We start from the raw sequence: 26,832 nt of genomic DNA on the forward strand, positions 1-26,832 counted from the left end.
CTATGAATCCTCCTAAGTACATCTTCCAGGGCAATCCAAAACATCGACCTAAACAATGTCATCCAGATTCTCCCACAGAATTAGAACCCTATATTGCCGACAGCGAATTAATTGAAGCCGTAAATTTGGCAATTTTTATGAAAAGACCCCTGTTAATTGAAGGAGAATCGGGATGTGGTAAAACCCGCTTAGCAGTGGCAGTGGCTTATGAATTAGGGTTACCATTTTATCGCTGGGATATTCGTTCAACCACCAAAGTCCAAGAAGGATTATATGAATACGATGCGATTTTGCGCTTGCATGATGTCCAAACCCAAAACTTAACCCCGTCTATTAATCCGAAAACTGGACAACCGAGAAATCCTCAAGAACCAAACGATTACTGTGAACTAAGTCCCCTGGGAAAAGCCTTTCAATCCCACGACTATCCCGCAGTGTTGCTAATTGATGAAATTGACAAGGCTGATGTAGATTTCCCCAATGATTTACTGTCGATATTGGATAAACCTTGGAAATTTTTTATTCGGGAAACAGGAGAAATCATTGAGGCGAATCAAGAGCAACTACCAATTATCATTATTACCAGTAATAAAGAAAAAGGCAGTCTCCCCTCTCCCTTCTTACGCCGCTGTTTATATCACTATGTGCGTTTCCCTAGTCAACCAGAAGAGTTAGAGAAAATTGTCAAGGTTCACTATCAACAGAAACAGAAAACAGAGACAATGGCAATGCCCAAATCTGATTTAGTGACGACTGCGATCGCTAAATTTTTAAAGATACGAGAGGATAAAAGTCTGTTTAAACCTCCGGGAACCAGTGAGTTTCTGGATTGGCTGGCTGCCTTACATCACTTTAAATCGAAACCCTATGCTGTGACTAAACTCCAGCAAGATAAGACAATTCCCTATCGAGATTTAGTATTTAAATTGCGGCAAGATTGGCAAAATCCCAATTATGCAGGTTCATGATACCAATTTCCTTTAATGAGGCTACAGATCAGATCCCCCCTAGCCCCCCTTGAAAAAGGGGGGAACTGGACTTAAAGTCCCCCTTGTTAAGGAGAACTGGAGTTAAAATCCCCCTTGAAAAAGGGGGGAACTCGACTTAAAGTCCCCCTTGAAAAAGGGGGGAACTGGAGTTAAAGTCCCCCTTTTTAAGGGGGATAATGGGGGATCTTCTACGTGTTTCACTATTTTATGAAATTGGTATGAGTAACTTTAATCCCCACCCTCTGTTAACTCGCCTCTTTTACCGGTTGCGCCGGGATGGGTTTGCTTTGGGAATTAATGAATATTTAGCTGCCTTACACGCTATGGAGGGCGGCTGGGGAGTGCAGGATGCCAATGCTCTCAAAAAACTCCTGCGATCGCTTTGGTGTCATTCCCTAGCCCAACAAGATCATTTAGAAGTTATTTTTTCTTCCATTAGGGCAGAAGAAAGCCAAGAGGACGCAAAACCAAGGGAATTTCAATCAGAATCATCGGAATCATCGTCCTCCCCTAAAAATACTCCTCCTGTCTCCCCTGGGGAACAGGTTACCTCGATGGTAGACTCTCCTAGTCCAGTGCCTGAATTATCCTTACTTCCGGTCAAATCATCAATCAATGTATTGGAACACACAGAAGATCGGGATTTCCAAGCTTATTATCCCATTTCTCGCAGGTATATGGTTTATAGCTGGCGTTATTTACGGCGGATGGTGGCAGATGGTAGAGAAGATGTTCTGGATGTGGAAGGGACAATTGCCAAGGTCTGCCAACAGGGATTTTTTTTAAAGCCGAAATACAGCCGACGGGAGCAAAATCACGCTGATTTGCTCTTGTTGCTAGATCAGGAAGGCTCTATGACTCCCTTTCACCGCTTTACGCGAGATTTAGTCGAAACCGCCCAACACGACAGTAATATCCATCGGGTGCGAGTGGGCTATTTCCACAATGTTCCAGCAGAGTATGTTTTTGACACTCCCCGCTTTAAAAAGACGGGGATTCTTAGATCTACGACCGGCCTTAAACCTCCGTGTCCTAATGGCAGTACCTAAACCGAAATCCCGTCAAGACTAAGACTTTAGTTCAGTTCACGAAAGACCCAGCGGGCTAGTCTCCTTAAGCGTTTAGCTACTTTTTGAGAAGTGCCTTATGAAGTCCGTTACTTCCCTGTTTCACCTGGTTCCGGCGTGCCCCGCCGTACCGTTGTTTTCTCAAAATGTGATCTTGCTGGGTTCACACACCAATTGTTAGTTGATGGTTGGGTTTTTAGCGATGCAGCGCGGTCTTGGGGGTTTCCCCCATGAGCGACTGCATCAAGAAAGGAGGACTTTCCCTACCCTCCGGGCATTACTTCTTTAAGGTCAAGCAGTGGCGGGTCTCTCTCCCGGTTGCGCCCCGGTTTTTCAGCCTGTACCCATATCTAAATCATACTCTAGCGCGCAGGTATTGTCAACCTTTTGACAAAATTGTGTCTAGGCGACTAAAGTCGCAGCGAGCCTACATCCCGGAGACGAAACCTGATTAATAGGGCAGCCTTAATCAAAAAGTTTTAACCAAAGGTGCGCTTACAGTCGTCGAATTAAATTCGCCACGGGTCGCACCTCTTTTACGCATAGCCGACTAACCATAAAGGCTGCCCTATTCTTGCGGTAACTTCTGACCCGGTTTAAAAACGCGGGGTTTTGGCTTGTGGGAGTTCCCATAAAGACCCTTATCTAACCGAAAAGGTAAAGTTTGAGTGGATTTTGGCAGAGTCGGATGGGGATACCAGTGTTTTAATTGTCAGCGATGGGGGAGCAGCTCGTGGGGATCGCCGTTCCGAAAGATTTTCAGCAACCGCTGAAGTTTTGTGGCAGATTAAACAGCATACCAAGTTAATTGCCTGGTTGAATCCTGTTCCCTCTGAACGCTGGCAAGGAAGCACTGCCCAATTTATCGCTCATTTAGTACCAATGTACCCCCTGGATCCTCATGGGTTAAATCAAGCGATCACACAGATTCGTTAATATCTATGACCAGTCCCTTATCTGAGGAATTAACCGAAGAAATAGCTAAGCAACAAATTGAACGGTTTGTGGCCAGGTTTGAACCCAACTATCGCTATCTAGCTTGTCATTGCGCCTTGCCCTTGGTTTTGACTCCCGAATTGGTGAATTATATCCGAGTGCAATTTTTACTGAACGAGGAAGTGCCTTGGATAGCAGAAGCGGATTTACTGTTGTCGGAGTTGTGCCGTCCAGTTGGTTATGAATTATATGCCATGACTCCGGCGGTACGGTCTCATTTATTGGCACAATTTGAAACAGAAGAATTTCAGCACAAATTTGGCACAAATCGCCTCAAATCCGTCGCCCAATTACTGATGGATTACGTGACTTATTTAATGGGAACCCATCCCGCCAGCCGACAGGGAGAATTCCAAGCACAACAATGGGCAGCAATGGTGTATTTAGATCAACATCGCACTCAAGCAGAACAAGAGATTGCTAAAGCCCTACAAGGATTGGTTAACCGAGGAAAAAATGGACAGGCAGAATTAGCCCGATTACAGCGTTTAATTCAAGAATTTAGACCCCAGTTGAGTCAATATGACTCCTTAATGAAATTTGCTGAATCCCTGGGAATCTGGCTCAACGGTAAAATTCCCCCTGATGCTAGTCAATCCTATGGTGTTCATGGGGTAAAACTTAGCCTTAATCCAGTCACTCAGCTTGAAGGTTTCCCACCCCTGCAAACCTTTAACTTTGAAGTGGCAACTATTGAGTTGAAACCAACACGCAGGTGGTTCACAAGAAAAACAGAACCAATCATCAAGCGTCATCAGCAACAAGCTGATGGTTTTACCGAAGACTTAGGGAATGGAGTTGAGCTAGAGATGGTTGCCATGCCCGGTGGCACTTTCGTTATGGGTTCCCCAAAAACAGAAGAGGGGCATAGAGACAGGGAAAGTCCCCAGCATCAAGTCACGGTTAAATCCTTCTTCATGGGCAAATACCCAGTTACCCAAGCCCAATGGCAAGCCGTCGCCGCCCTACCCCAAGTCAACAGAGAACTTAAACGCGATCCATCCCATTTTAAAGGTAAAAACCGACCTGTAGAGCGAGTCTCTTGGGATGATGCGGTGGAATTTTGTGAGCGGCTGTCCCAGTATACGAAACGCTCTTATCGCTTGCCCAGTGAAGCCCAGTGGGAGTATGCTTGTCGAGCAGGTACAACGACTCCGTTTCATTTTGGAGAGACGATTACTACAGAGTTTGCTAACTATAATGGCAAGTATACTTATGGCTCTGGTTCCAAAGGCAAATATACTCAGAAAACAACCCCAGTGGGGAGTTTTGGGGTAGGGAATGACTTTGGACTCTACGATATGCATGGGAATGTGTGGGAGTGGTGTGCAGACCATTGGCACTCAAACTATGAAGGTGCGCCGACAGATGGTAGTGCCTGGCAAGATGAGTCTGCTAATGATAATGAAAATGATAATAAGCGGCGGCTGTTGCGGGGTGGTTCCTGGGTCGACGACCCTGGTATCTGCCGTTCTGGGTCTCGCTACTACTTTAATCCCGGCCTCTGGCTCGTCGACTCTTTTGGTTTGCGTGTGGTGTGTGGGTATGCGTGGACTCCGTAACCTTTTACCCTGTTTCCCTTTTGCCCTTTGCCCTGTTTTTTTTCTTCTTGTGGAACAGGCTTCTAGCCTGTGGCCGGAATAGGCTGGAAGTCTGTGTTAATCTCAATCAAATAATAATATTGGTCACTGGCAAGATGCCAGTTCCACTTGTAGAACCACTGGCAAGATGCCAGTTCCACCTTTAGAACCACTGGCAAGATGCCAGTTCCACCTTTAGAACCACTGGCAAGATGCCAGTTCCACCTTTAGAACCACTGGCAAGATGCCAGTTCCACCTTTAGAACCACTGGCAAGATGCCAGTTCCACCTTTAGAAACACTGGCAAGATGCCAGTTCCACCTTTAGAACCACTGGCAAGATGCCAGTTCCACCTTTAGAACCACTGGCAAGATGCCAGTTCCACCTTTAGAACCACTGGCAAGATGCCAGTTCCACCTTTAGAACCACTGGCAAGATGCCAGTTCCACCTTTAGAACCACTGGCAAGATGCCAGTTCCACTTGTAGAACCACTGGCAAGATGCCAGTTCCACCTTTAGAACCACTGGCAAGATGCCAGTTCCACTTGTAGAACCACTGGCAAGATGCCAGTTCCACCTTTAGAACCACTGGCAAGATGCCAGTTCCACTTGTAGAATCACTGGCAAGATGCCAGTTCCACCTGTAGAACCACTGGCAAGATGCCAGTTCCACCTGTAGAACCACTGGCAAGATGCCAGTTCCACCTGTAGAACCACTGGCAAGATGCCAGTTCCACCACTAATAATATGTCACTGGCAAGATGCCAGTTCCACAATGGATATGTAAATATAACTTAACCAAACCCAACCCAGCTGATGAAGCACCAATCACCGGGAACAGGCTTCGAGGCTGTCTTAACCCAACATTAATGATTATAACTAGCAAGATGCTGGTAGTAACATACTCTGTAGAAATGTAACTAATGACTACCCCCAACCGTCCCTCCTCTGGGGCAAAAGCTTCCAGGCTGTCTCAACCCAATATTAATGATTATGACTGGCAATATTCTCGTTCCAGTAATTATACCAGTTATACCAGTTTCATAAAGTCTCCAAATATTCAAATTAGCCAAAGAAATCTTCCTCACTGGGAATTAGCAGGAGCAATTTACTTTGTGACTTTTAGTACTTGGCAAAAGCTAGAGTTGACGCTAGAAGCCAGACAAGTAGTTCTAGATTCCTGTTTATTCTTCAATAACCAAAGGTACAAAACCTATGCTGTTGTAATTATGCCAGATCATGTGCATTGGTTAATGCAGCCTTTACCAAAATCAGATCAGAAATATTGGACCTTAGGTAGTATTATCCACAGCATTAAAAGCTATAGTTCTAAACAAGTTGCTAAAGTAATGAATCATATCGGTATTGTTTGGCAAGACGAGCGATATGATCGCATTATGCGAGATGAAAGAGAATGTTTAGAGACATGGAACTATATCAGAGAAAATCCTGTAAAAGCTAATTTATCTGAGATTGCTGAAAGATATCCTTTCTTCTGGCAAATGGATAGTGTAGACAAGTCTTCTGTAAAATAATCTATGGTGGAACAGGCTTCCAGCCTGTGTCAATGACTGTGTGGTGGAACAGGCTTCCAGCCTGTGTCAATGACTGTGTGGTGGAACAGGCTTCCAGCCTGTATCAATGACTGTGTGGTGGAACAGGCTTCCAGCCTGTGTCAATGACTGTGTGGTGGAACAGGCTTCCAGCCTGTGTCAATGACTGTGTGGTGGAACAGGCTTCCAGCCTGTGTCAATGACTGTGTGGTGGAACAGGCTTCCAGCCTGTATCAATAACTGTGTGGTGGAACAGGCTTCCAGCCTGTATCAATAACTGTGTGGTGGAACAGGCTTCCAGCCTGTGTCAATGACTGTGTGGTGGAACAGGCTTCCAGCCTGTGTCAATGACTGTGTGGTGGAACAGGCTTCCAGCCTGTGTCAATGACTGTGTGGTGGAACAGGCTTCCAGCCTGTATCAATAACTGTGTGGTGGAACAGGCTTCCAGCCTGTGTGAATAACTGTGTGGTGGAACAGGCTTCCAGCCTGTGTGAATAACTGTGTGGTGGAACAGGCTTCCAGCCTGTGTCAATGACTGTGTGGTGGAACAGGCTTCCAGCCTGTGTCAATGACTGTGTGGTGGAACAGGCTTCCAGCCTGTGTCAATAACTGTGTGGTGGAACAGGCTTCCAGCCTGTATCAATCTCCATCAAACAATAATCTTAGTCACTGGCAAGATGTAATCATCTTGGTCACTGGCAAGATGCCAGTTCCACTTGTAGAACCACTGGCAAGATGCCAGTTCCACAACTAGCACCACTGGCAAGATGCCAGTTCCACAACTAGCACCACTGGCAAGATGCCAGTTCTACACAAGATGCCAGTTCTACATCCGTTCAACCAAACAATGGTGATGCCAGAAACAAATCAAGAAGAACAGCAATCAAAACTTAATATCAAACGCCATCGGCGACAAATTCAGTACTTTGCTGAAGACTTGGGAAATGGTATCACCTTGGACATGGTTGCCATCCCTGGTGGCACTTTCCTCATGGGTTCCCCAGAAACAGAACAGGGGCATAGAGACAGTGAAAGTCCCCAGCATCAAGTCACGGTTAAATCCTTCTTCATGGGTAAATACCCAGTGACCCAAGCCCAATGGCAAGCCGTGGCTGCCCTACCCCAAGTCAACAGAAAACTTAAACCCAATCCATCCCGTTTTAACGGGAAAGACCGACCTGTAGAGAGAGTCTCTTGGTATGATGCGGTGGAATTTTGTGAGCGGCTGTCCCAGCATACCAAACGCCCTTATCGCTTGCCCAGTGAAGCCCAGTGGGAATACGCCTGTAGAGCCGGAACAACCACCCCGTTTCATTTTGGAGAGACAATTACTACAGAATTTGCTAACTACAATGGAACAGATGATGAACACGGTGGTTGGAAAGGATCTTATGGTAATGGGCCATCAGGGATTTATCGTAGAGAAACAACCCCAGTGGGGAGTTTTGGGGTAGGGAATGAGTTTGGACTCTACGATATGCATGGGAATGTGTGGGAGTGGTGTGTAGACCATTGGCATGATAACTATGAAAGTGCGCCGACAGATGGCAGTGCCTGGCAAGATGAACCGGATAGCAATAATGAAAATGATAATAAATATTGGGTGTGGCGGGGTGGTTCCTGCTACTCCTTGCCTAAAAACTGCCGTTCTGGGTCTCGCGGCGTCTTGAATCCGGGCTTGAGGCACCTCGTCGGCAATATTGGTTTTCGTGTGGTGTGTGCTCAGGAGTGGACTCTGTAACCCTTTACCCTTTTCCCAATGTGGAACAGGCTTCCAGCCTGTGATAGGCGAAGCAATCTTTAATTATAGCAGTTGAAGTAAAGACATACTTCTAATCCGAAGCTCTATTCCCCTTCCCGCAAGCTCGGGCAAAGCCCGAAAGCATAGGCCACGGCCTTAGTTCCCTCAGAATTCTCAAAACTAAATAATTTGGCAAAACGGCATTGATATAGCCGAGAAGTGTTATTTAATGATTTCTAAAGTGTTATTTAACTGTAAGCTATCAGCTATAAGCTGTCAGCTATAAGCAGCTAGAAGCCTGTGCCAGGGCTGACCGCTGACCACTGACCACTGTTCGCTTACATTTACCACTTCTGTTCTCCCTTCCCGGCGTTGCTGATTCTGGGTATGGTTTCGCCCCCCTAGCCCCCCAATTCTGGGGGGAAAAAACTGTCAAAGTCCCCCAGGATTGGGGGACCAACGGGGGCTTTAATAAAACCAGATGATCGCGCATTCATTCCTTAATTCAGCAACGCCCCCTTCCCGACTCCCTCGCCCAAACTAATGATTTAGCATCACAAGTACCAAAGAGGCTAACATTATGACGTTGAAAATTTTCTGTGACCAGAACTATCTCCCAGAGGGCATGACCTATGAGGCAATCCTATACCCCTTTTGGGGCAAGCCTCCGGAAAATCCTCAGGATCCCATTAGTAGTTGTTTTGACCACTATGTAGAAATTGGAAAGTCTCTATTTAAGATGTCGTCTCTGGAGGAAGCAGATTTTGCCATAGTACCAGTTAATTGGGCACTATGGAATTCTGAATTGGAAGATAAAGCCAGAGAATTAGCAGAAAACGTTAAATCAGCAGGGAAGCCTTTAATCAGCTTTTTTGGTGGGACTTCTTCCCATCTTAACTTACCGATTGAAAGTGATTTTGTATTCCGTAACTCCCTCTATCGATCCCTGAGAAAAAACACCGATTTTACCCTACCTCAGTGGAGCGAAGACTTTGTTGAAAACTATCTTGACAACAAACTCAATATCCGCCAAAAACGCTTAAAACCGGTAGTTGGTTTCTGTGGGTATGCCGTCAAACAAAATACCAAAACCCACTTAAACGTTTTATGGTCTAGAGTCAAAACGAATGTCTTGCACTCGAAAACTAGTATCCCTCCCTATAATTGGGGACATGTGTTAAGACTTCAAGCCCTAGATATCTTAGCCAAAGATCCTAACATAATCACCAACTTTATGATTAGAGAACGCCCAGTTTTCTTCAATCAACCGGATTTCAAGTTGAAGCAAAAGCATCGGCTGGAATTTGTCCATAACTTAATAGACAGTGACTATATCTTCTGTTGCCGTGGGTCAGGAAACAATTCCTTTCGTTTCTATGAAGCATTGTGTTGTGGCCGAATTCCAGTGCTTGTAGATACCGATTGTGTGCTTCCCTACGACTTTGACATTGATTGGAAGAAATACTGTGTTTGGATCAAGGAGAATGAACTTCATTTAATTGGCGATAAAATTGCTGAGTTTCACGACAATCTATCATCCCGGGAATTTGTAGATTTACAGTATGAGTGTCGGCGGATTTGGAAAGAACGAGTATCTCCAGAAGGGTTCTTTAGTAATTTCCACCGTCATCTGCCTATAACAAAGGGAACAAGGAATAGGGAACAGGCAACAGTAGGGTGCATTTGATAGTTGTAAAAAAGAAGGGAAATTTGGAGGGGTGCATCTCATATTGGAAAATCTTGCGTAGGGTGCGCGTAGCGCATATGCTTAGGATTGACTTTGTTACCCAAAAGTTAATTAACTGTGCAACCACTTTGCAAATATCTTAGTGAGGAAAGGCATCACTAAATAAGTGAGCAAACCTACGGTAATCGCCACCATAATTGCTTGGCGAAGCATAAACGGCAATACCCTCAAATGAGGCATCACTACAACCCCCAGCAATATACTGCAAAAATATACCCCCATCCAAACTAAAATGGCAGTCTTGTAACGTGGCGGTGGTTTTAGTGGTGTTTGACCGGGAAGAGAAACCAGATAATCTAACCCCGTTAAGATTTGTACATTTTCCACCTTTTGAGTCAAGGGTTCTGCGCGCTCAATCCAATGTTTACGAACCTCCGAATTCATCCAGTGTTGCAAGTGATGATAGCTATCAAATCGCAGAATAATTACATAGTCTGACCGTGTTCCAGGCTGAGGTCTCAAAATTGTGAGGCCGCAATGTCCTTCAAACTTCCGAGCATCAGCAGAAATTCCCTTGAGCCACTCTTCATAGCCCTGCTCCCGTCCCTTCCGCACAAAGTGAGAAATAACTGCTGTGACTTGTTGATTATCAAGTTGATTGTCAAGAAAGTTAGAAGTATCCATCAATATTATAGCTATTTTTAATTAGGTGAGGTACTTTTTTTTAGGGAGCAGGGAGCAGGGACTTCGGAGCAGGGACTTCGGAGCAGGGAGCAGGGAGCAGGTAATAGGCAATAAGCATGCTAGCCATCATGTTGGATAAGATCAGAATAATGCTAGATTCAGAATATGATTAGGATAATAAGTAATCGGATATAAATAAACGGAACAGTGTGAGCTTTTGTAAAGCTACCAAAAGTACCTTTCCGATTCCCGATTCCCGATTCCCGATTCCCGATTCCCTTGAAAACGTTTACGGCGGTTTGCATAACTATCAGGTGCGCTTGAACCATTAAGAATTTAATTCGCTACGGCTCGAACCTCAGGTACACAGGATTGTTTTCCCACTTCCGACTTCCCTGCTCCCTGCTCCGAAGTCCCTGCTCCCTGCTCCCTAAAAACCCAGAACGAAAGTACCTAATTGAATTGCAAACCGCTGTATTTAGCAACAACCACACATTAAACCACCCCAAAAACGAGATAGACTTCCTGACGTACTTAGGGGAGATAAATTAGAGAAATTAAATTTATGCTGGCTCTTGGAATTGGCGATTATAGAGAATGTTTGTCTGGGGTGTCTTAGAGAGACTAAACTAATCTTTGAGTCGTTGTGATAGCCACCATAATACTTAACAGGTGACCAATTGGGACTGATGGGTAAGGGTGGAGGGGATAGCTCGCTAAATTCCGCTGAACCATATACAGGGTTACCATCCACAATAGTTAAAACTGATTCGAGATGTTTAATTCTGTCTTCGGGTACAGAGAAATAGTCTTCTGACAAGACTGCTAAGTCTGCTAATTGACCTGGAACAATTGACCCTTTATTACCCTCTTGATTGGAGAACCAAGCAGCTGCCGTAGTATATAATCTCAGGGCATCCATGCGATTCAGGCGATTCGCTTCAGGGTAAAGTGGGGTTCCCCCAACAGTTTTTCCTGACACTAACCAGTACAGCCCTGGCCAAGGATTGTAACTAGCTACCCTGGTTCCATCTGTTCCCCCAGAGAGAGGAACATCCATGGCCATGATCTTTTTAATTGGAGGAGTGTGGCTCGCAGCCTCAGAACCATACCGGTTTATAAAATATTCTCCTTGAAAAGCCATGCGATGTTGAATGGCAATCCCTCCCCCTAAGGCTTTGACCCGCTCAATATTCTTCTCACTAATGGTTTCGGCATGGTCTAAAATCCAATGCATCCCTGCAAAGGGAACGTCCTGATTGACTTGTTCAAATACATTCAAAAACCGAGAGATAGATTGGTTGTAGGTAGCATGGAGTCTAAAGGGCCATTTATTAGCAGCAAGGAGTTTAATAACCTCGGTTAGGTCACCTTCCATAGTGGGATTGAGATCAGGGCGAGGTTCGGTAAAATCTTCAAAATCTGCAGCTGAGAAAACTAACATTTCCCCTGCACCATTGAGCTGATAAAAATCGTCTCCCTGACCAGGATTAGCAATTTTAATCCATCTTTCAAAATCCCCTTTCTCATTTCCTGGATTTTGAGTAAATAGGTTATAAGCAACCCTGACAGTCATCAATCCTTCTGCATGAAGCTTTTGGATAATTTGGTAGTCATCGGGATAATTTTGTCCACCACCACCAGCATCGATCACGCTTGTAATCCCCAGGCGATTCATCTCCCGCATATAGTGGCGTGAAGAATTGATTTGATCCTCTAAACCTAATCTTGGTCCTTGAGCGATCGCTGCATAGAGAATAGTAGCATTTGGTTTAGCAATGAGCATTCCTGTCGGATTGCCATTACTATCCTTTTCTATAACAGCACCAGGAGGTGGGCTCGTATTACGGTCAATTCCCAAAGACCTTAGAGCTGCACCGTTTAGTAAAGCACGGTTATACAGATTGAGAATAAAAACAGGTACGTCTTGAGAAACAGCATTAATTTCTGCCAACGTTGGCATGCGTCGTTCAGCAAACTGAAACTCGCTCCACCCGCCAATAACGCGCACCCACTGTGGTGCAGGGGTTCTCAGAGCCTGTTCTTTGAGCATCCCCAGGGCATCGGCTAAAGAAGGAACTCCATCCCAGCGCACCTCTAGATTGTAGTTCAAACCACCACGAATCAAATGAGTATGGCTATCATTCAGCCCCGGAATGACAGTACGGCGATTAAGATTGATGACCTTTGTTTTATCTCCCTTATAGGCCATCACTTCCTTGTCTGAGCCAACGGCGAGAAAACGATTACCTTTAATGGCTAAAGCTTCAGCAAAGGAACGCTTGTTGTCTTGGGTTGCAATCCGGGCATTATGAAGAATCCAATCGGCTTTTTTGCTGGTGTCAGGATTATTCTGTACCCAAGAGCTACATTTATGTAACAAATCAGTAGAAAATCCTGCTGCTAAGGCCAACTTGAAAAAATCTCGCCTTTTGGTCTTGTGGTAGTTTTCCATGATTTCAATCTTTAGTATAGCAATTCTACGACTTGTGAGGTACAAATTTCTGGTTTTTAGGGAGCAGGGAGCAGGGAGCAGGGAGTAGGTAAGAGAAACCCACCCCTAACCCCTCCCAGGAGGGGAAGGGAAGAGGGAAGAGGTAAAAAATAATGTGTACCTCATGAGTCCTAGAAACGTTATAAATCAATTACATCTGAAAAAGTCTGGGAGAGGACAAATTGCTTTTTGATCCACTCCCGTCCAGACATATAGCGCTACGCGCAAGGCAAAAGGCAAAAGGCAAAAGGCAAAAGTTAACGTGCATTAGCTTTTCAGCTTCTATCAATGTCCTAACTTTAATGCGTAGTGCTATAAAACCAATACTTTTCTACTTAATTATCTTGCCTTTAAAGTCACCACGCTGAGGTACTTTGTTTATCATCGTGTAGGCATAATCAATCCCCATGCCATAAGCTCCACTGTGTTCTTTAACTACCGATAAAATGGCATCGTAAGTCTCTTTTCTCGCCCAATCTCGTTGCCATTCCAGAGCAACTTGTTGCCAAGTCATTGGTACAACCCCTGCTTGCACCATCCGATCCATTGAGGCGCGGTGAGCCATTTCACTGGTGCCACCGCAAGCATCTTCGACCACATAGAGTTCGTAACTATCCTGCATCGCGGAAAAGGCACAGAGATTAATACAAACCTCTGTCCATAGACCAGATAGAATCAACTTTTTACGTCCTGTTACACCCACAGCATCTCGAACCTTTGGGTCATCCCAGGAGTTCATACTGGTGCGCTCTAGCAAATCATGCTCAGGATAAACATCAAGCAATTCAGGCCACATGTAACCGCTGAAACTGTCTGTCTCAACTGTGGTCAGAATGGTTGGAATATTAAATACTTTCGCTGCCTTGGCAAGGGCAACAACATTATTTTTCAAGAGTTGACGATCAATATTCACAACTCCAAAGGCCATCTGAGGTTGATGATCAATAAATAACAGAACAGAATTTTCCGGTGTGAGTAATTCAATCTTGCTCATGGTGAAAAACCTCTAATAGTTTGATAATTTTGAGTGATTTAAGGTGATTTAAGGCAAGTAATGGTGCAACGGTATGCCCCATGAGGGAATTTTGAGGGCATCCATGGAGTAAGATGACTGGTTCTCCTTCACCGCCGATCCGATAGTGGAGGTTGATATTGCCATTGACGACGGCAGGTTTATGTTTAAATTAGTTAAAAACTTGTCAGGACTTACGCATTTGCCCCCGTTGGTCCCCCAATTCTGGGGGACTTTGACATCATTCCCCCCCAAAATTGGGGGGCTAGGGGGGCGAAATAAACTTAACCACGTAAGTCCTGCTTGTATCACGATTTCTAGTTCTAACTAAGAATAGTGAAAAGGAACCTAACCTGACTTTGCATAAATCTTATTGTTTTGAACCCTTATAAAAATCCAGCCATCACTGGATTTTTATAGAATAGCCGTAATAATTCGATGGAAAGGTGGTACTGTTACTCCTGTATTCCTCCGATCCTAATCACTACTGGGATATCACTACTGCGATAATTTAGCTGTTACATCAACGAGTTTGGTGGCGATCGCCTGCACAGCCTTGAGCTGCTTCTCATCCTTGAGGTTACCCTGGTCATCAAAGGCCTGATAGGCTCCTGGAATCGCTTTTTGATCAGGAATCACCAAGACGCCAATCCCTTCTAAAATTGCGCGAACGTGAACTAATCCCCGCATTCCTCCTAAGCCACCTGGAGAGGTGGCTAATAGGGCTGCGACTTTGCCTTTAAAGCCACTGAGTGCCATCGATGCTTCCTCGGGATCTGGGCGCGAGGCCCAGTCAATGACATTTTTGAGCAGGGGCGTAATTGAGCCGTTGTACTCTGGACAGGAAATTAGGAATCCCTGATGGCTTTTCAGCAAAGCTTTGAACTGAAGAACTGTATCTGGCAGTCCCTCTTGAGCCTCCAAATCTTCGTTAAATATAGGCATGGGATAATCCAGCAGGTCTAGGTAGGTGACTTCGGCTCCAGCCACTTTAGCTTCCTCAGCAGCAATTTTGACCAGCTTTTTATTGAAAGATTCGATGCGGGCACTACCAGCAAAAGCCAGAATTTTTATGGGTTGAGACATGGTATCTGCTGATACTCCTATAGACTTGTATGGGCACGGTCACAGAAGAAATGGGCATACCCTGTACCCTTGCACAGGCAAAGGGCAACTTTTTGCTTCTGTGCAATTTCACATGTGACTCGGGTGAACTCCGTTCCTTGGTAGGTACCATGGCAAAAGGGTTCAACGGTCATCTTCTTAAATAATAGGCAAATTTCATATACCAAAGGGAACAGGGAGTAGGGAACAGGGAACAAAATTCTCACAATTCCTACACGGATTGCTATAGATATTGTTTCCCAGCAAAAATTGGATCAAGTACTTTTGAATAAAATGCTGATTTATTCAATATAATGCGTATCTATTGCCTCTATTTTAGAGTTTAATAAACCACAAATTTATTAGTTATAATTTCCCTTACTAAGTATAGAGTTTGCTAACAGAGTTGATGCTATAAATCACTTCATGTTTTGACTCCATGGAAGCTTATATGAATAGCTTATGTAGTAATTTTAATTTTGTCTAATATAATTTTTGGAGGGACTTGATACCTCTAAAGGTATGATGAGCAAAGGGAACAGGGAACAGGGAACAGGGAGCAGGGAGCAGGGAACAGGGAACAGGGAGCAGGGAGCAGGGAGCAGGGAACAAACATTCTCTCAATTCCTACACGGATTGCTATGTTTGTAAAAAAGACTGGAAGTGTGGGGAGTGGGCGCGGGGCGGGGGCGCAGGGAGTGTAGTGAAGCTGGTAGAGCGTTGGTCTTAGAGGCGCGAAGGATCCTCAAGCAGGTTGAGACAGCACGCCCGAAAATTGAAACAGGCAAGATGCCCGTTCCACAGGTGCGCTTTCCAGCCACCGGGTCAAACAGCATCCATTGAGATGCACCAGGAAATTTTATTATAATTTTTGCTAATTTAATAAAATAGAAAATAGTAGGTCAGTTTGCACCATGAAAGTCACAAATCAACTAGCACAATTAAGAGCTAATTCCGGAAATATCAGTTACGAAGAAATTTCTGAATCTACGGGAATCGATCGCCAAGAATTAAGGGAACTTGAAAATGGTGAAGCGAATGCGATGAAGCGAAGCTTCCGCTAAGAGCGATCGCTTTTACTACCCTCGCTCAACTCTGTGCTTTCTTTCACTGTAGTCCCAACGATTTATTGATAGTAGACTGGGAGGGGGAAGAAATAGCCCCACCTACCGCCGATGAAATAGAGAAAGCTTCACAGATAATCAAACAGGCATTTGCCTGTGCTGAGGCGATGCCACCCCGTTCTACGGAGGAAATTTGGGATAGTTTTGAAGGGACTATCGAGCGAATCTCATCGAGAAAATTCACCCTTGATTTTCCAGTTCATGTAGGGTAGGCAGTTCCTACTCTGGTAATAATTCCGGAACATCCGCGTCATCAAAGTTGATAACATCCCTCGCTACAATGTTGACCTCCTTGACCAGAGATAGCACAATATCTTCCAACTCCTCTGCTGTAATGATCTGATACATGTTCCAGACAGTGTCTCTGGCAAGTTCCATCGTTTCTTCAGGTGACAATCCAAATTTACCTTTGCGGGCGGGTAAGAGTACTTCCCCTATGGCTTCATACAAATCCTGGGTACTACCATATTGACTTTCAAAGTCTAAATCACCAATCGTTCCTTTCTCTTTCAAAAGGTTGACTGCATCGAATAAGCGGTGCATATACTTGGAAGCGCGATAAAATGTTGTGCCATCATCAACTTCTTGAGCAGTGTAATGACGGATGTTTTTAAGTAAATCTCCTAATTGTTCATTGACAGAATCAAGGATTTGATTCGGTGTCAATGCTGCTAGCACTTCTTGGTTTTTTCCTTGAATGCCCTCGACTACATGTAGAATTGTGCCTTTACTGTGATAGGCTTCACTCGCAAAGAATAAAGCGTTACTGAGCTGTCGTTCAACTTCGGCTTTGAGGTTTTGGGCTTCTTCACTATTTTGGTCAGGGAGGGCTGCCACTTGTGCTTGCAGTTCCCTAACTTGTAACATCCGATTGTTATAGAGTTCGTTGCTTTTTTCTAATACTAGGTCGGAGTTTGATTCTTCTTGGGCACGGATTTTATGGGAAAGTAAGAGTTGATTACGGAACTGTTCATGGCTTTCTACGGGTTGCAGTTCAATCAGACTTTCCTCTTCATCAGTGAGTTGCACGGACTCTGTAGGTTCGCCAGTTGCTTCTAATAATTCCTGGAGGCTGATTTGGTAGATATCATTAGCTGTATCATACTGCCGTCTAGTTTCTGCCCGCTTGGTTGAATCAGTAATATCATTAGTCACTTCTGTGACATAGTCGTCCCATTTAATCTGATCCATGTAGCGCCGTTGTTTTAACAGTGCTAGCACATCTTGATCCGCAGTAGTTATGGGAGCGGTTGCTTCGTTAGGACTATCGGCTGGGGCTACCTCACCCACTGAACCGTCCGTAAGAATATTTTCCTTTAAAGTTAGGAAGTTGTTGGTGTAGAAATTGGTGTCAAAGACAGTACCTGGTTGTTTGCCAAAGATTTCCTTGAGGCGGGCATTGAGTTCTTGGACGGCTTTGACATCATTAACACTACCATCAGTCACTCCTAGGGTAACATCATAGTCAGAGGTGAGGTCGCTACTACCCACTGAACTGGCTACCAAACCCGGATACTTTTGCCGCATTTCATCGATTAAGCTATCTACGAGTTGTTTACGGAAATCAACTAATTTCTTTAGGGCTTCGGTATCATTTTTGAGGGTAGCCTGAATGTGTTTCCAGTCGGAGTTAAGACCTTTGATGGCATTTTGGCAGTCCTCATTACTCCAATCCTGGGGTTCTTGTGGGATACTGAGTTTATTAGTTAAACTTTCGCGGGATTGGTTAATCTCCTGCCTTTGATTATCTTGTTCCCGTCGTAGAAGTTCCTCAGCGATTTCTCTACCTCGGATCTTGACAGCGAGCTTAACCTGCTTCCATCGTACTGCTGCTTGAGAGAGTTCTGGTGTTGGAGTAATACGACGGAGTCGAAACTCAAGTTCCCTGAGACTGACTTTTTCACCCCGTTTGAACTTAAGATCTCTGTATTTATATCGCTCACCCCGTTTGAACTTGAGATCTTTGTATTTGTATCGCTCACCCCGTTTGAACTTGACCCGTGATCTTGTCGGCATGATTGCTTCCTTGTTATATCTTCTTGGTATTAGCTTTGAGGAGGGTGAGTGGAGGATTGACAGCAAGTTTCGCCCCCCTAGCCCCCCAAGCGAGGGATTGCTCGCTTGGGGGGAAATTCAGTTCAAGTCCTCCGCCCCCTATCCCCCAACTTTGGGGGGAAATTGAGTTCAAGTCCTCCGCCCCCTATCCCCCAACTTTGGGGGGAAATTGAGTTCAAGTCCTCCGCCCCCTATCCCCCAACTTTGGGGGGAAATTGAGTTCAAGTCCCCCAGAATTGGGGGATTTAGGGGGCTTGCCGCTCTCAGTACGGCTGTAACCCTTACTTCCTAATTGAATCAACTCTTGATATCTTTGAGCATTGTCAGAAGTTGATCGACCTTGGTTTCAAGAACTTTCTGCTTTTGAGATATATCTTGGAAGTAGTTGACAACTGCTATGGCAACGCCATCTTCAGTAGAAGTTTGATGGACATCCCGAGCAAAACCCATCAGTGCTGGACGTTCTACATAGGTGACTCGATGTAGTACCCGCCAGGTTTTATTTGCTTTACCTTTAGCTTGGCGCAAAGCACGGGCTTCTTCATCGTTACTCGCAAGCCATTCAGGATCGACAACATAGGTGAAAAAGTCATTAAAGTTTTGAGTGCTACCTTCGAGGTAGAAAGTCATAAAGCGGTAGCGGTCTACTTTTTCTCCAGGCTGTAGTGGATAATCGTTTTCATCAGTAATTGCCTTACTTTCAACCCCACTGGTATCTACATACAACTCTATGCCTTTGCTACGAGCTTCAGTTTTACTCATGGTTTGGGTCATGTTTATGGTAGCCTGAGCAGTGAGTTCAGCAGCCAATCCCCCTGCGGTAAACTCTCCCAAGAATCCTAACCCAGCGTTTAAGGTAAACGAGCCACCCACAGTATGTTCTGCGGTATTAGCAAAGCTTTGAGCTTCTGCGCGCATTCCACCATCTGCATCCCAGACATAGGTGTTGACTATATTGCGTTTGCCTGCGCGAATTTGGATGTTTTCCATCCGTTTCTGCCAACCCGCAAAACTGTCTGTGGCGTGAATTCTTTTTTCTTGATCGGTAATCTTAGTATCAATTTCTTTTTGCTTTTGCTGGGCTGCTTCTGATTGCTGGTCAGCTGCCGCTCCTGCTTCTTGCTCAAATTGTTCTTTTTGTCTTTCTTGGGCTGCTTGTTTTTCCTCCTCTGTCAACTCCTGATCTGGTTTGTCTTCCTCACGAGGAACTCCAATCTCTTGGGGAGCGTCACCACTGTCTATATTTCGGTTTAAAGAGGTTTCATCGACTAAACCGGCATTAAACTGAGCAAAATAGGACTCTCGCCGCTTATCCTCATTCTCTATCTGCTGTTTCAGGTCGTAAGCTTCTTGCAGACGATAGTAACTTGTTGGATAGAGAGAACCATATTGGGCACGCATTTCTGGGACATGGCGGAAGAAGCGATCGCTACTAGCACTACTGCCTGTCATCCCATCCAAACTACCGTTCATGGTATAGGCTGGATTGATTAAGAAGGTGATAGTATTAACATCTGGTGGAATACCATCCACAGGTTGCACCTGATAACCAATCATTTTCTTACTGCGTTGCAGGCGAGTGATAAATACATCTGCCAAACCAGAAACGACCAAAGCATAACCAACGTTTTTAGGAATAAACCGTTGTCCTAGATGAGGGAATTTTACGGTTGATTCTGGTGTACCCCGCAACTCTAAGAGATCGCTCATGCTTAGTGCAGAACTGGAAGTAATATTACTTTCGTTTTGCCACTGGTAGCTAAAGTCAAGGTTACCTGCAAAACCAGCTTTCCATTCTCCGACTTGTGTTTCAACTCCAAGGCCAGCATAGACTTCACCAGCCGTGCCGATAAATCCCTCGATATTTGCTCCTAAACCAGCATCCTGAGAGCGATTCCAGCTAAACTCTACATCTTCAGATATGGCTAATTCTACTGAAGTTGCACTGGTGTAATCAATATCAACAGTTAGATTTTCACTGGGTATGGGAGGAGCGCCTTCGATATAGCCGAGGAGGGTAGGAGCAAACTGAGCATTACCAATCCATTTGAGTTCTAGTTTTTCGATGCGTTTGTCTGGCAATAATTCCACACCATTGAGAGCAGGGTAGGCGAAGAAACGCCGCATAATGGCAGATTTTCGATTGGTAACTTTGTCTATGGTAATGGTTTTGTATTCTGCACTGACTAAAGCATTGCTGCCTATAGGCAAGTTCTGATCATTTTTGAGGATGACTCCGTGTACCGTGCCATGATTGTTGTTACCTGTCAGGTCAAGAACCTTGATCGTATCTCCTTCTGGTTCGATGTGATTTAATGGCCAATAACCAACCAAACCTGACTCTTTACCGGTTAGGCGTTGGTGCATATCAGCTTTGATCTCTTGGGCTGTGCGGGCTTTATTCCAGATACGGAGTTCAGAAATTTGACCATTGAAAAAATCCCCTAGGGTTGATGAATTATGTCGTCTTCTTGTCCCAATCAGCAGAGAAACTTGTTTTTGGGAATTATCTCTGACAGAAAATGTTCCTTGAGGATTGCCATCAACATAAAATTCTCCTGAGTTGCCATTGGCAACAACAGCAATATGATGCCATATTCCATCTTTAACTGAGATATTAGAGAGTTGGCCTCTGAATCTTAACTGTCCCGACGGCTGTATATCTATCGAAAATTCGTAGTTATTGCTAGAGTTCCAATCAGTATTCTTGGCAAAGATCATACCAGGGGAGTTGCTCTTAACCCAGACTTCAAAAGTGGCGTTATACCCAGTGCCAAGTTGGACATAGGGAAAATTGTTTACTTCAACATAATCATCCACCCCATCAAACTGCATTACCTTATGTCCCAGATTCCCAATGGGAGCAGCACAACCCCACCAGATAGAACCAATAACAGTACCGTTATTACCGCTAATAGCATCAGTAACTGTACTACTATTGGCACTATCAGTATTGCTGCTAATAGGAACTGTACTACTATTGGCACTATCAGTATTGCTGCTAATCGGCAAGGTCTTGTCATCTTTGAGGATTGCTCCCTTGACCGTGCCGTGATTATTACCTGTGAGGTCAATAACCTTTTGTTGATCTCCTTCGGTTTGGATTTGATTTAATGGCCAATAACCAACCAAACCTGACTCTTGACCCGTTAGGCGTTGGTACATATCAGCTTGGATTTCTTCAGCGCTGCGGGCTTTGTTCCAGATCCGGACTTCGGCGATTTGACCGTTAAAATATCTAGATAGCCCATCATCTCGACCTAAACATAATTCTCCTGTATCTTCCTTGATTAATCCTGCTGTAGTCGTAGAAATCTCGCCACTAGCTACTTCCACACCATCTATGTAAAATTTCTGGGTTTTGCCATCAAAGGTTACCGCATAATGATGCCATTGCTTTATGTCTGATGGTGTATAAGTAAGAAGTTTCCATCCATTACTCTCCAGGTAAACACTGATTGCTTTAATACCTTCGCGGGGATGTATTATATAGGCATCTCGTTTACTAGCTAAACAGCCATTCTGATTCCAATTCTCTGTGTTACTTTTAGCCCATAGTGAAACAGTAATAGCTGAGGTTGGGTTTTTATGAGCAGCAATTGCTACATAATCATCCACCCCATCAAAGTGCATTACCTTATGTTCCAGATTTTCAATGGTAGCCGCATCAGTATCTGTACTATTGTTACTACTACCAGTATTAGTACTACCAGTATTAGTACTACCAGTTAGGTCTCTGACCTCAGTTCCTGTCCCTTCGTTCAAGGGATAGTAAGCTATTAATCCGGGTTCGTTACCACTGAGTCGAGTTTTGCTGTTAATCGCAATTTCTGCTTTACTCAGAGCCAAATTCCAAACTCGAACTTCTGCCAATTTGCCAAATTGCTCAGAACCGTTGGTACTATTGCCAATGGTAGAAATATTAATATCAGTAGCTTGGCAAATTGTTGTTCTTCTTTGCTCTTTGCTGGTATCATCAGTTGCTGCATCGATGTATGCTTGCTTAACATCAGCCACTTGACGACCATCGATATAGAAGAGGGTGGTAGAATCTTTGCCAACAGCGGCTAGATGATGCCATCCGGGAGTTAATCGCTCCAGGCTATAGCCGCTATCGTAAAATGTTCCATTAACCCGTGTTCCCAGTTTTGACTTCTCTTCAATCACTACGGGAGAACTATCATCTGTGCTACCCAATAAAATTTTTCGTCCAGGTTCAGATGCAAAGTAAAACCAAGCTTCCACTGTCCATGACTCACCCAAAGCAACTGGATTTGCCAACTGAATTTTGTCGTTATTATCAGCAAATTTGAGAGCAACAGGGAGTTGATCCCGAAGCCACTGTTCAAAAGTAGTATTCCGACTATCGGAGGTCGCATCAAAGTTAGTCTGACGCATCCGACCTTGATTGTCAAAGTAGCTCAGTTGCACGTTACCTTCACAGGTTTCAATGGCTGCAATGCGCGTCGCGGGAGAGGCAAATCCGAGTAATGCCCCTTTGGTAACTAAACCTTTTTGAGAACCATTACTGACGGTGTGGAGTGTTGGTAATGTTTGGGGTGTTTGTTGAGTCGTGCTGACTGTTTTGATTACTGTAGTATTGGCAGTATTTAACTCGCTTTGAACTTGGTTGAGTTCTTCGATAACCTCTTTAAGTCTGTCTTCCAATGGCTGTTTATTTGATTCCTTTGCGTTTAATGTTTCTTGCTTTTCTTCTAACTCGTATGCTTTAGTTTGAAGTTGTTCTTTCTTCTCTTCCCACATTGATTGAGCTGTATTTATCGCAATAATATTTTGTGGCTCTTGTTTATCCAGTTTCCATTTACTAGCTTGAGAATTACTGACCGCTTCCATATTCACAGGTGGCAATAAAGAACTAAACAATCTAGTCAAAGAATAACGAGCATATGCCCCGTTATTGTAATCATTGTCTAACGACTTATTGTGAATGTAATAGTAGCCATCACCTGCTGAAACAATTTGCCATTGCACTAGGGGAGAATTATTGGACTCCACCATTTCGAATTTAGATAAACCCAAATTTCGAAATGGACGCGGACGCGATGTTATCAATACCTTGGCATCGCCAGTAGACTTATTTTTGAGGTAATAGTAGCCATCACTTGCTGAGACAAATTTCCATTGCTGGTCTGTTTTTTTTATCCCATACTCATACAAGCTTACACCCGTAAAATTTCTGTCAGGGTTATTGAAGGTCTGTAACTGTCCGGTGCTGTTATACGAGGTATTTTCTATGTAACACCAATAATTCAAAGGACTCTCATATTCAGTTCTGAGAGTTTGCTCTTGCTGTTTAAGGGATGCCACCTCTGTTTCTAATGCTGCTATTTCTTGTTGTAGGCTAGGCAAATCACCCAGTTGAGCGAGCTTATCTTCTAATTTCCGCTTTTCCTTAAGGAGTTTAGCTTCTTCGAGTTCTTTCTGCTCTAAGGTTTTTAATTGTCCGGGTAACTCAGCATAGTTATCTGCCAAGGTAGATAAACTAACGCTATCTGTATAGTTAACCTCAGTAATACTATCAGATACTAACTGAACCCGATGCTTGCGAATTTCCAACGTTGACCATGTACCTTGAACATGACCCAGTTCAAAGCTACGCATCATTGCCACCCCATCGGGTACAGTAAAACGACAGGTCGCCTTGTACCAGTCATTGCCTAAAGACTGAAAGTCACTGGTTTCAATCGTAAACAGTTTCTGTTCGATACGTTCAAAGGCACTACGGCTCTTTTTCCCCCAATAGGAAAACGTAAATAACTTGCCGTTTTGACCATCAACATTATTCGGGTTGACATTCGGATTGGTTTTAAACTCAAACGTTTCGATATAGGTAGCCCGGGCACTCACCGCCACCAAATCATCATTGCTGTACTTAACAGCTTGGGTAGTTCCATCTCCTAAAGTACGATTGAGAGTAATCGCACTGACAAAGGCATCCCCATAAACTGTCCCGTCGTTTCCGTAAACGGAGAAATCAACAACTGTTCTTTCCGTATCCCCAGTGATTGCACCCAGTCGCCAGTAGCCGACTAAATCTACTTCTTTTCCGGTAAGTTGGAGGTACATGCTGTCTTTGATTTCTTTGACAGTCCGAACCTTATCCCAAACTTGTACATCAGCAATCTTGCCAGCAAAGGATTTCCCAATCAAAAATTCAGGCTGCCAATTCTCGGGAGGATCAAAGAGTGATGCCACTTCTGTCGGAGTTCCCACCTGCTGACCATTCTTACACAGAGTTAAGATGGTTTTGTCACTAGCGGCATCAGAGGAAATAATCCCGGCGTAGTGAACCCATTGACCCCTTGGGATAGTCGTTGTATCTCTGGTTAGGCCAACACCATTGGCACACTTGACTTTCAACGCCACAGTGCCGTTATTAACCAGCAATTGAATGTGTTCGTGTTCTTCTCCAAGAATAATCTGTTCGCCACTACCCGTTGCTGAGACATAAACCCACGCTGAACAAGTATAGCCAAAGGAAAATTCTTCCGAAGGAGGGGTTAACTCTAGGGCTGGAGTTTTGATATACTCATCAACACCATTAAACATTACTCCGCGCCGCTTGCGGGATTCGAGTTTCAGGTTGACTGCTTCACCCGCTTTCCAGAACAGATCATTAATCGTAAAGTTTTCATCATCAATTTTGGTAACCCCATAGGTGCCATCATAGCCAGTGGTATCGACAATTTGGACTTCATCACCTGCTTCTAAGCCATGATTGAAAGCAGTTATGTGCAGCTTACCATCAGCTACTCTTTCCACCTCAGTAATCATGCCATCAAAGACTAAACCCGTCTCTGTTTTCGGCACCACTTCCCAACTGCCAATTTCACTGTTGACCCACTCGGCAGCAATTTCAAAGGTATCACCATCGATACTGATGATTTGATAATGACCGTTGTAACTTTGGGTGTTGGCAATTTTGACCGTATCCCCTGTTTTCAAACCCGAAGATGGGGAAGAAACAATCTGAACTTTATCTTCATACCCTCTTTCTATACCCGTGATCTTCGCTTGGGGTGGTGGTGTCGAATCCCCAATCGCTTTAATTTCATCTAAGGTATTTAAGGGCAAAAGTAAGTCCCGACTATTACTGCGTAGAATCTCAGTATTGTCGGGATTTTGATCAATCTCAGACAAGGTGCCATCTGCTGCTACAGCAAAACTCAAGGTCGCCACATTGCCCTGTTTTGTGGGAATTGCGACCATGACCTTGGTCGAATCTTTGAGCAGTTGCATTCCATCTTTAGTTTGCTGCTCTTTCTGGATATCGTATTTGGTTGCTGACAAGCCATTAGCTACCTCAACACCATTGAGATCCAGCTTGCGCTTAATAATACCCGGAATAGAACGAGGGATTAGAGCATTCTTAGCTTCGGGTCTGGGTTCTAAAACGGTATAGTCTTTGAAATCAAACAATCCCTCTGCTGAAGCGCGAATGGAGGTTAATTCTACCTTCTGAGTGTGAGAGTTGTAAGCAAAAATGTGCCAACGGTAATTATCGTGTTCATTGGTCGGTAACAGTACCACTGAAAACCAACCCTTGTGAAGGTTCTCAATCAGAGTGAGTTCCGTGGTCGGTTCATAGAAAGGCTTGCCATCAGCATCGCGAAAATCTAAAGAATCAATATTTGAGAGTCCACCGTTAGCATTTTTCTTCATACTGGCGATGGGTTGATACTTCTGACGCGATCGCTTAAACCGCACGTCTAGCTTCCGTACCAGTTGATTGGTCATGCCATCGAGGACAAAACGGTCTACCAATAAGGTATTGGGAGTCGTTTCCGTCGCATCTGCCTTAGATTGACGAAAAACATAGAGGTGACCTGTTGCCGAAACTAACTGTACCGGAAAAGCTGCTGATTGATTCTGGGTTCTGTAGCGCGTACGCAGAATAAATGTGCTGGTCTCAGCCTGATGGGTTAATTCCTTAGTTTCTTTGTCAATTACTGACTGGTCATCCTCTGCTTCATTAGGAAATTCCAGTTCTTGCCAATCTTCCCAGCCCGTACGTTGGTCTGCGGGGGTGTTGAGGTAGGAGTCTTCAAACCCATCCTGCTTGATGGTGTACCAAATCTTGCCGTCTGTATCGGTGGCAACAACCACAACTTTGCCTTCATGGGCAATAGTATTAACGAATTGAACCTTGTCCCGTAGTAGATGCATAACCTTTTAAGTAATTCGCCCAAACCACTATTGACCTTATCGTTAATAATGCTATTACCTCCAATAATTAACATTTTTTTTCGTTTTTCGTTCCTGGCATAAAACTGCCTAACTCTCACATTTATTTTACACTATTTTACACAATTTGGCACATTTTTATTTTCACTATTTATCGTTTATCACCAACGGCAACTTAGTACAGCAGTTTTCAATTGGGTCAGGTAAAGATTGCTGGGTAATAGGGAATGGGAAAACGGGAATAGGGAATAGGGAATGGGAAAACGGGAATAGGGAATAGGGAAAAAATTCTGTGTACCTCTGGGACCCGAACGCGCCCCGCGTCGGCGAAAGCCGATAGGCGCGACCCTAGGCCGCGAGGGATTGCTCGCGGCCTAGGAGGCGCTCGCAAAGAGCGAATTTAATTCTTAATGGGTCAAGGGCACCTAATAGTTATGAAAAACGCTGTAATTACGGAAATATCAGTTACGAGTAAATTCTAGAGAAAGCTTAACAGATAATGAAACAGGTATTTGCCTGTGCTGATGCGATGCCACCTGT

The 26,832-nt window shown here is 44.4% G+C and carries 23 protein-coding genes; 10 read left to right on the forward strand and 13 right to left on the reverse strand.

Annotated features, from left to right (window positions below):
- Positions 1–2 precede the first annotated feature (2 nt).
- The 4 genes from BJP34_RS03210 to BJP34_RS46960 all read left to right on the forward strand — a co-directional run bounded on the left by BJP34_RS03210 (position 3) and on the right by BJP34_RS46960 (position 4,614).
- Entirely contained in the window at positions 3–968 is a 966-nt protein-coding gene (locus BJP34_RS03210) for an AAA family ATPase (RefSeq protein WP_070391096.1), read from the forward strand.
- Positions 969–1,165: 197 nt separating this feature from the next.
- A complete protein-coding gene (locus BJP34_RS03215; RefSeq protein ID WP_193431310.1) occupies positions 1,166–2,038 on the forward strand; it encodes a VWA containing CoxE family protein in 873 nt (290 codons plus the stop codon).
- Between the two features lie 630 nt (positions 2,039–2,668).
- Positions 2,669–2,992 (forward strand): hypothetical protein, encoded by a 324-nt coding sequence (locus BJP34_RS03220; protein ID WP_070391097.1) that lies wholly within the window; start codon positions 2,669–2,671, stop codon positions 2,990–2,992.
- A 5-nt stretch (positions 2,993–2,997) separates the two neighbouring features.
- Positions 2,998–4,614 carry a formylglycine-generating enzyme family protein gene (locus BJP34_RS46960; protein WP_070391098.1) on the forward strand — a complete coding sequence of 539 codons (1,617 nt, stop codon included), beginning with the start codon at positions 2,998–3,000 and terminating at the stop codon, positions 4,612–4,614.
- A 62-nt stretch (positions 4,615–4,676) separates the two neighbouring features.
- Here BJP34_RS46960 and BJP34_RS48290 read toward each other — a convergent pair whose 3' ends face one another.
- The 3 genes from BJP34_RS48290 to BJP34_RS42220 all read right to left on the reverse strand — a co-directional run bounded on the left by BJP34_RS48290 (position 4,677) and on the right by BJP34_RS42220 (position 5,408).
- Positions 4,677–4,811: a hypothetical protein gene (locus tag BJP34_RS48290; RefSeq protein WP_267876465.1), complete on the reverse strand. Its 135-nt coding sequence runs from the start codon at positions 4,809–4,811 to the stop codon at positions 4,677–4,679.
- A 272-nt stretch (positions 4,812–5,083) separates the two neighbouring features.
- Entirely contained in the window at positions 5,084–5,323 is a 240-nt protein-coding gene (locus BJP34_RS46965) for a hypothetical protein (protein WP_070391099.1), read from the reverse strand.
- Positions 5,250–5,408 (reverse strand): hypothetical protein, encoded by a 159-nt coding sequence (locus BJP34_RS42220; RefSeq protein ID WP_229424223.1) that lies wholly within the window; start codon positions 5,406–5,408, stop codon positions 5,250–5,252. The genes BJP34_RS46965 and BJP34_RS42220 overlap by 74 nt, the downstream gene beginning before the upstream one ends.
- Before the next feature lie 147 nt (positions 5,409–5,555).
- Between BJP34_RS42220 and BJP34_RS03235 the strand changes: the two genes are divergently transcribed.
- On the forward strand, positions 5,556–6,167 hold the full coding sequence (locus tag BJP34_RS03235; protein WP_229424224.1) for an REP-associated tyrosine transposase: 612 nt from the start codon (positions 5,556–5,558) through the stop codon (positions 6,165–6,167).
- A gap of 399 nt (positions 6,168–6,566) precedes the next feature.
- Here the strand turns inward: BJP34_RS03235 and BJP34_RS38560 are convergent, their stop codons facing one another.
- The gene (locus BJP34_RS38560) at positions 6,567–6,755 is read right to left on the reverse strand and encodes a hypothetical protein (protein WP_149030763.1); all 189 of its coding nucleotides are present in this window, start codon (positions 6,753–6,755) and stop codon (positions 6,567–6,569) included.
- A gap of 230 nt (positions 6,756–6,985) precedes the next feature.
- Here BJP34_RS38560 and BJP34_RS03240 point away from each other — a divergent pair, with 230 nt between their 5' ends.
- Together BJP34_RS03240 and BJP34_RS03250 are read left to right on the forward strand one after the other, a co-directional pair.
- Positions 6,986–7,927, forward strand: coding sequence for a formylglycine-generating enzyme family protein (locus tag BJP34_RS03240; RefSeq protein WP_324611014.1), 942 nt, complete (start codon positions 6,986–6,988; stop codon positions 7,925–7,927).
- Positions 7,928–8,507: 580 nt separating this feature from the next.
- On the forward strand, positions 8,508–9,614 hold the full coding sequence (locus BJP34_RS03250) for an exostosin (protein ID WP_070391101.1): 1,107 nt from the start codon (positions 8,508–8,510) through the stop codon (positions 9,612–9,614).
- Between the two features lie 111 nt (positions 9,615–9,725).
- Here BJP34_RS03250 and BJP34_RS03255 read toward each other — a convergent pair whose 3' ends face one another.
- Entirely contained in the window at positions 9,726–10,298 is a 573-nt protein-coding gene (locus BJP34_RS03255) for an antibiotic biosynthesis monooxygenase (RefSeq protein ID WP_070391102.1), read from the reverse strand.
- Positions 10,299–10,507: 209 nt separating this feature from the next.
- On the opposite strand from BJP34_RS03255, the gene BJP34_RS48295 reads away from it, so the two are divergent.
- Entirely contained in the window at positions 10,508–10,630 is a 123-nt protein-coding gene (locus tag BJP34_RS48295) for a hypothetical protein (protein WP_267876466.1), read from the forward strand.
- A 146-nt stretch (positions 10,631–10,776) separates the two neighbouring features.
- On the opposite strand, the gene BJP34_RS03260 is transcribed toward BJP34_RS48295, so the two are convergent.
- From BJP34_RS03260 to BJP34_RS42235, 6 genes are all read right to left on the reverse strand, one after another.
- On the reverse strand, positions 10,777–12,753 hold the full coding sequence (locus BJP34_RS03260; protein ID WP_070391103.1) for an amidohydrolase: 1,977 nt from the start codon (positions 12,751–12,753) through the stop codon (positions 10,777–10,779).
- 25 nt (positions 12,754–12,778) lie between these two features.
- Positions 12,779–12,943, reverse strand: coding sequence for a hypothetical protein (locus tag BJP34_RS42230; RefSeq protein ID WP_158516974.1), 165 nt, complete (start codon positions 12,941–12,943; stop codon positions 12,779–12,781).
- 180 nt (positions 12,944–13,123) lie between these two features.
- On the reverse strand, positions 13,124–13,786 hold the full coding sequence (locus BJP34_RS03265) for a hydrolase (RefSeq protein ID WP_070391104.1): 663 nt from the start codon (positions 13,784–13,786) through the stop codon (positions 13,124–13,126).
- Between the two features lie 516 nt (positions 13,787–14,302).
- Positions 14,303–14,890, reverse strand: a complete 588-nt coding sequence (locus BJP34_RS03270; protein WP_070391105.1) for an NADPH-dependent FMN reductase — start codon at positions 14,888–14,890, stop codon at positions 14,303–14,305.
- 17 nt (positions 14,891–14,907) lie between these two features.
- Positions 14,908–15,135, reverse strand: coding sequence for a CDGSH iron-sulfur domain-containing protein (locus BJP34_RS38570; RefSeq protein WP_149030764.1), 228 nt, complete (start codon positions 15,133–15,135; stop codon positions 14,908–14,910).
- 256 nt (positions 15,136–15,391) lie between these two features.
- Positions 15,392–15,532 carry a hypothetical protein gene (locus tag BJP34_RS42235; protein WP_158516975.1) on the reverse strand — a complete coding sequence of 47 codons (141 nt, stop codon included), beginning with the start codon at positions 15,530–15,532 and terminating at the stop codon, positions 15,392–15,394.
- Between the two features lie 290 nt (positions 15,533–15,822).
- Here BJP34_RS42235 and BJP34_RS38575 point away from each other — a divergent pair, with 290 nt between their 5' ends.
- Together BJP34_RS38575 and BJP34_RS03275 are read left to right on the forward strand one after the other, a co-directional pair.
- Positions 15,823–15,972, forward strand: a complete 150-nt coding sequence (locus tag BJP34_RS38575) for a helix-turn-helix domain-containing protein (RefSeq protein WP_149030765.1) — start codon at positions 15,823–15,825, stop codon at positions 15,970–15,972.
- 65 nt (positions 15,973–16,037) lie between these two features.
- On the forward strand, positions 16,038–16,244 hold the full coding sequence (locus BJP34_RS03275; RefSeq protein ID WP_070391106.1) for a hypothetical protein: 207 nt from the start codon (positions 16,038–16,040) through the stop codon (positions 16,242–16,244).
- 7 nt (positions 16,245–16,251) lie between these two features.
- On the opposite strand, the gene BJP34_RS03280 is transcribed toward BJP34_RS03275, so the two are convergent.
- Both BJP34_RS03280 and BJP34_RS03285 read right to left on the reverse strand, forming a co-directional pair.
- Entirely contained in the window at positions 16,252–18,048 is a 1,797-nt protein-coding gene (locus BJP34_RS03280; protein ID WP_070391107.1) for a hypothetical protein, read from the reverse strand.
- Positions 18,049–18,384: 336 nt separating this feature from the next.
- Positions 18,385–26,274, reverse strand: a complete 7,890-nt coding sequence (locus BJP34_RS03285; protein ID WP_070391108.1) for a LamG-like jellyroll fold domain-containing protein — start codon at positions 26,272–26,274, stop codon at positions 18,385–18,387.
- Positions 26,275–26,832 lie beyond the last annotated feature (558 nt).

This window comes from Moorena producens PAL-8-15-08-1 (assembly GCF_001767235.1).
Taxonomy (GTDB): Bacteria; Cyanobacteriota; Cyanobacteriia; order Cyanobacteriales; family Coleofasciculaceae; genus Moorena; species Moorena producens_A.

Coding starts and splice junctions, on each gene's coding strand:
- BJP34_RS03265 (WP_070391104.1), bottom strand. CDS start 13,786: ATGAGCAAGATTGAATTACTCACACCGGAAAATTCTGTTCTGTTATTT.
- BJP34_RS03250 (WP_070391101.1), top strand. CDS start 8,508: ATGACGTTGAAAATTTTCTGTGACCAGAACTATCTCCCAGAGGGCATG.
- BJP34_RS03270 (WP_070391105.1), bottom strand. CDS start 14,890: ATGTCTCAACCCATAAAAATTCTGGCTTTTGCTGGTAGTGCCCGCATC.
- BJP34_RS03285 (WP_070391108.1), bottom strand. CDS start 26,274: ATGCATCTACTACGGGACAAGGTTCAATTCGTTAATACTATTGCCCAT.
- BJP34_RS46960 (WP_070391098.1), top strand. CDS start 2,998: ATGACCAGTCCCTTATCTGAGGAATTAACCGAAGAAATAGCTAAGCAA.
- BJP34_RS03235 (WP_229424224.1), top strand. CDS start 5,556: ATGACTACCCCCAACCGTCCCTCCTCTGGGGCAAAAGCTTCCAGGCTG.
- BJP34_RS03260 (WP_070391103.1), bottom strand. CDS start 12,753: ATGGAAAACTACCACAAGACCAAAAGGCGAGATTTTTTCAAGTTGGCC.
- BJP34_RS38575 (WP_149030765.1), top strand. CDS start 15,823: ATGAAAGTCACAAATCAACTAGCACAATTAAGAGCTAATTCCGGAAAT.
- BJP34_RS03215 (WP_193431310.1), top strand. CDS start 1,166: ATGGGGGATCTTCTACGTGTTTCACTATTTTATGAAATTGGTATGAGT.
- BJP34_RS03255 (WP_070391102.1), bottom strand. CDS start 10,298: ATGGATACTTCTAACTTTCTTGACAATCAACTTGATAATCAACAAGTC.
- BJP34_RS03240 (WP_324611014.1), top strand. CDS start 6,986: ATGCCAGTTCTACACAAGATGCCAGTTCTACATCCGTTCAACCAAACA.
- BJP34_RS03280 (WP_070391107.1), bottom strand. CDS start 18,048: ATGCCGACAAGATCACGGGTCAAGTTCAAACGGGGTGAGCGATACAAA.
- BJP34_RS03210 (WP_070391096.1), top strand. CDS start 3: ATGAATCCTCCTAAGTACATCTTCCAGGGCAATCCAAAACATCGACCT.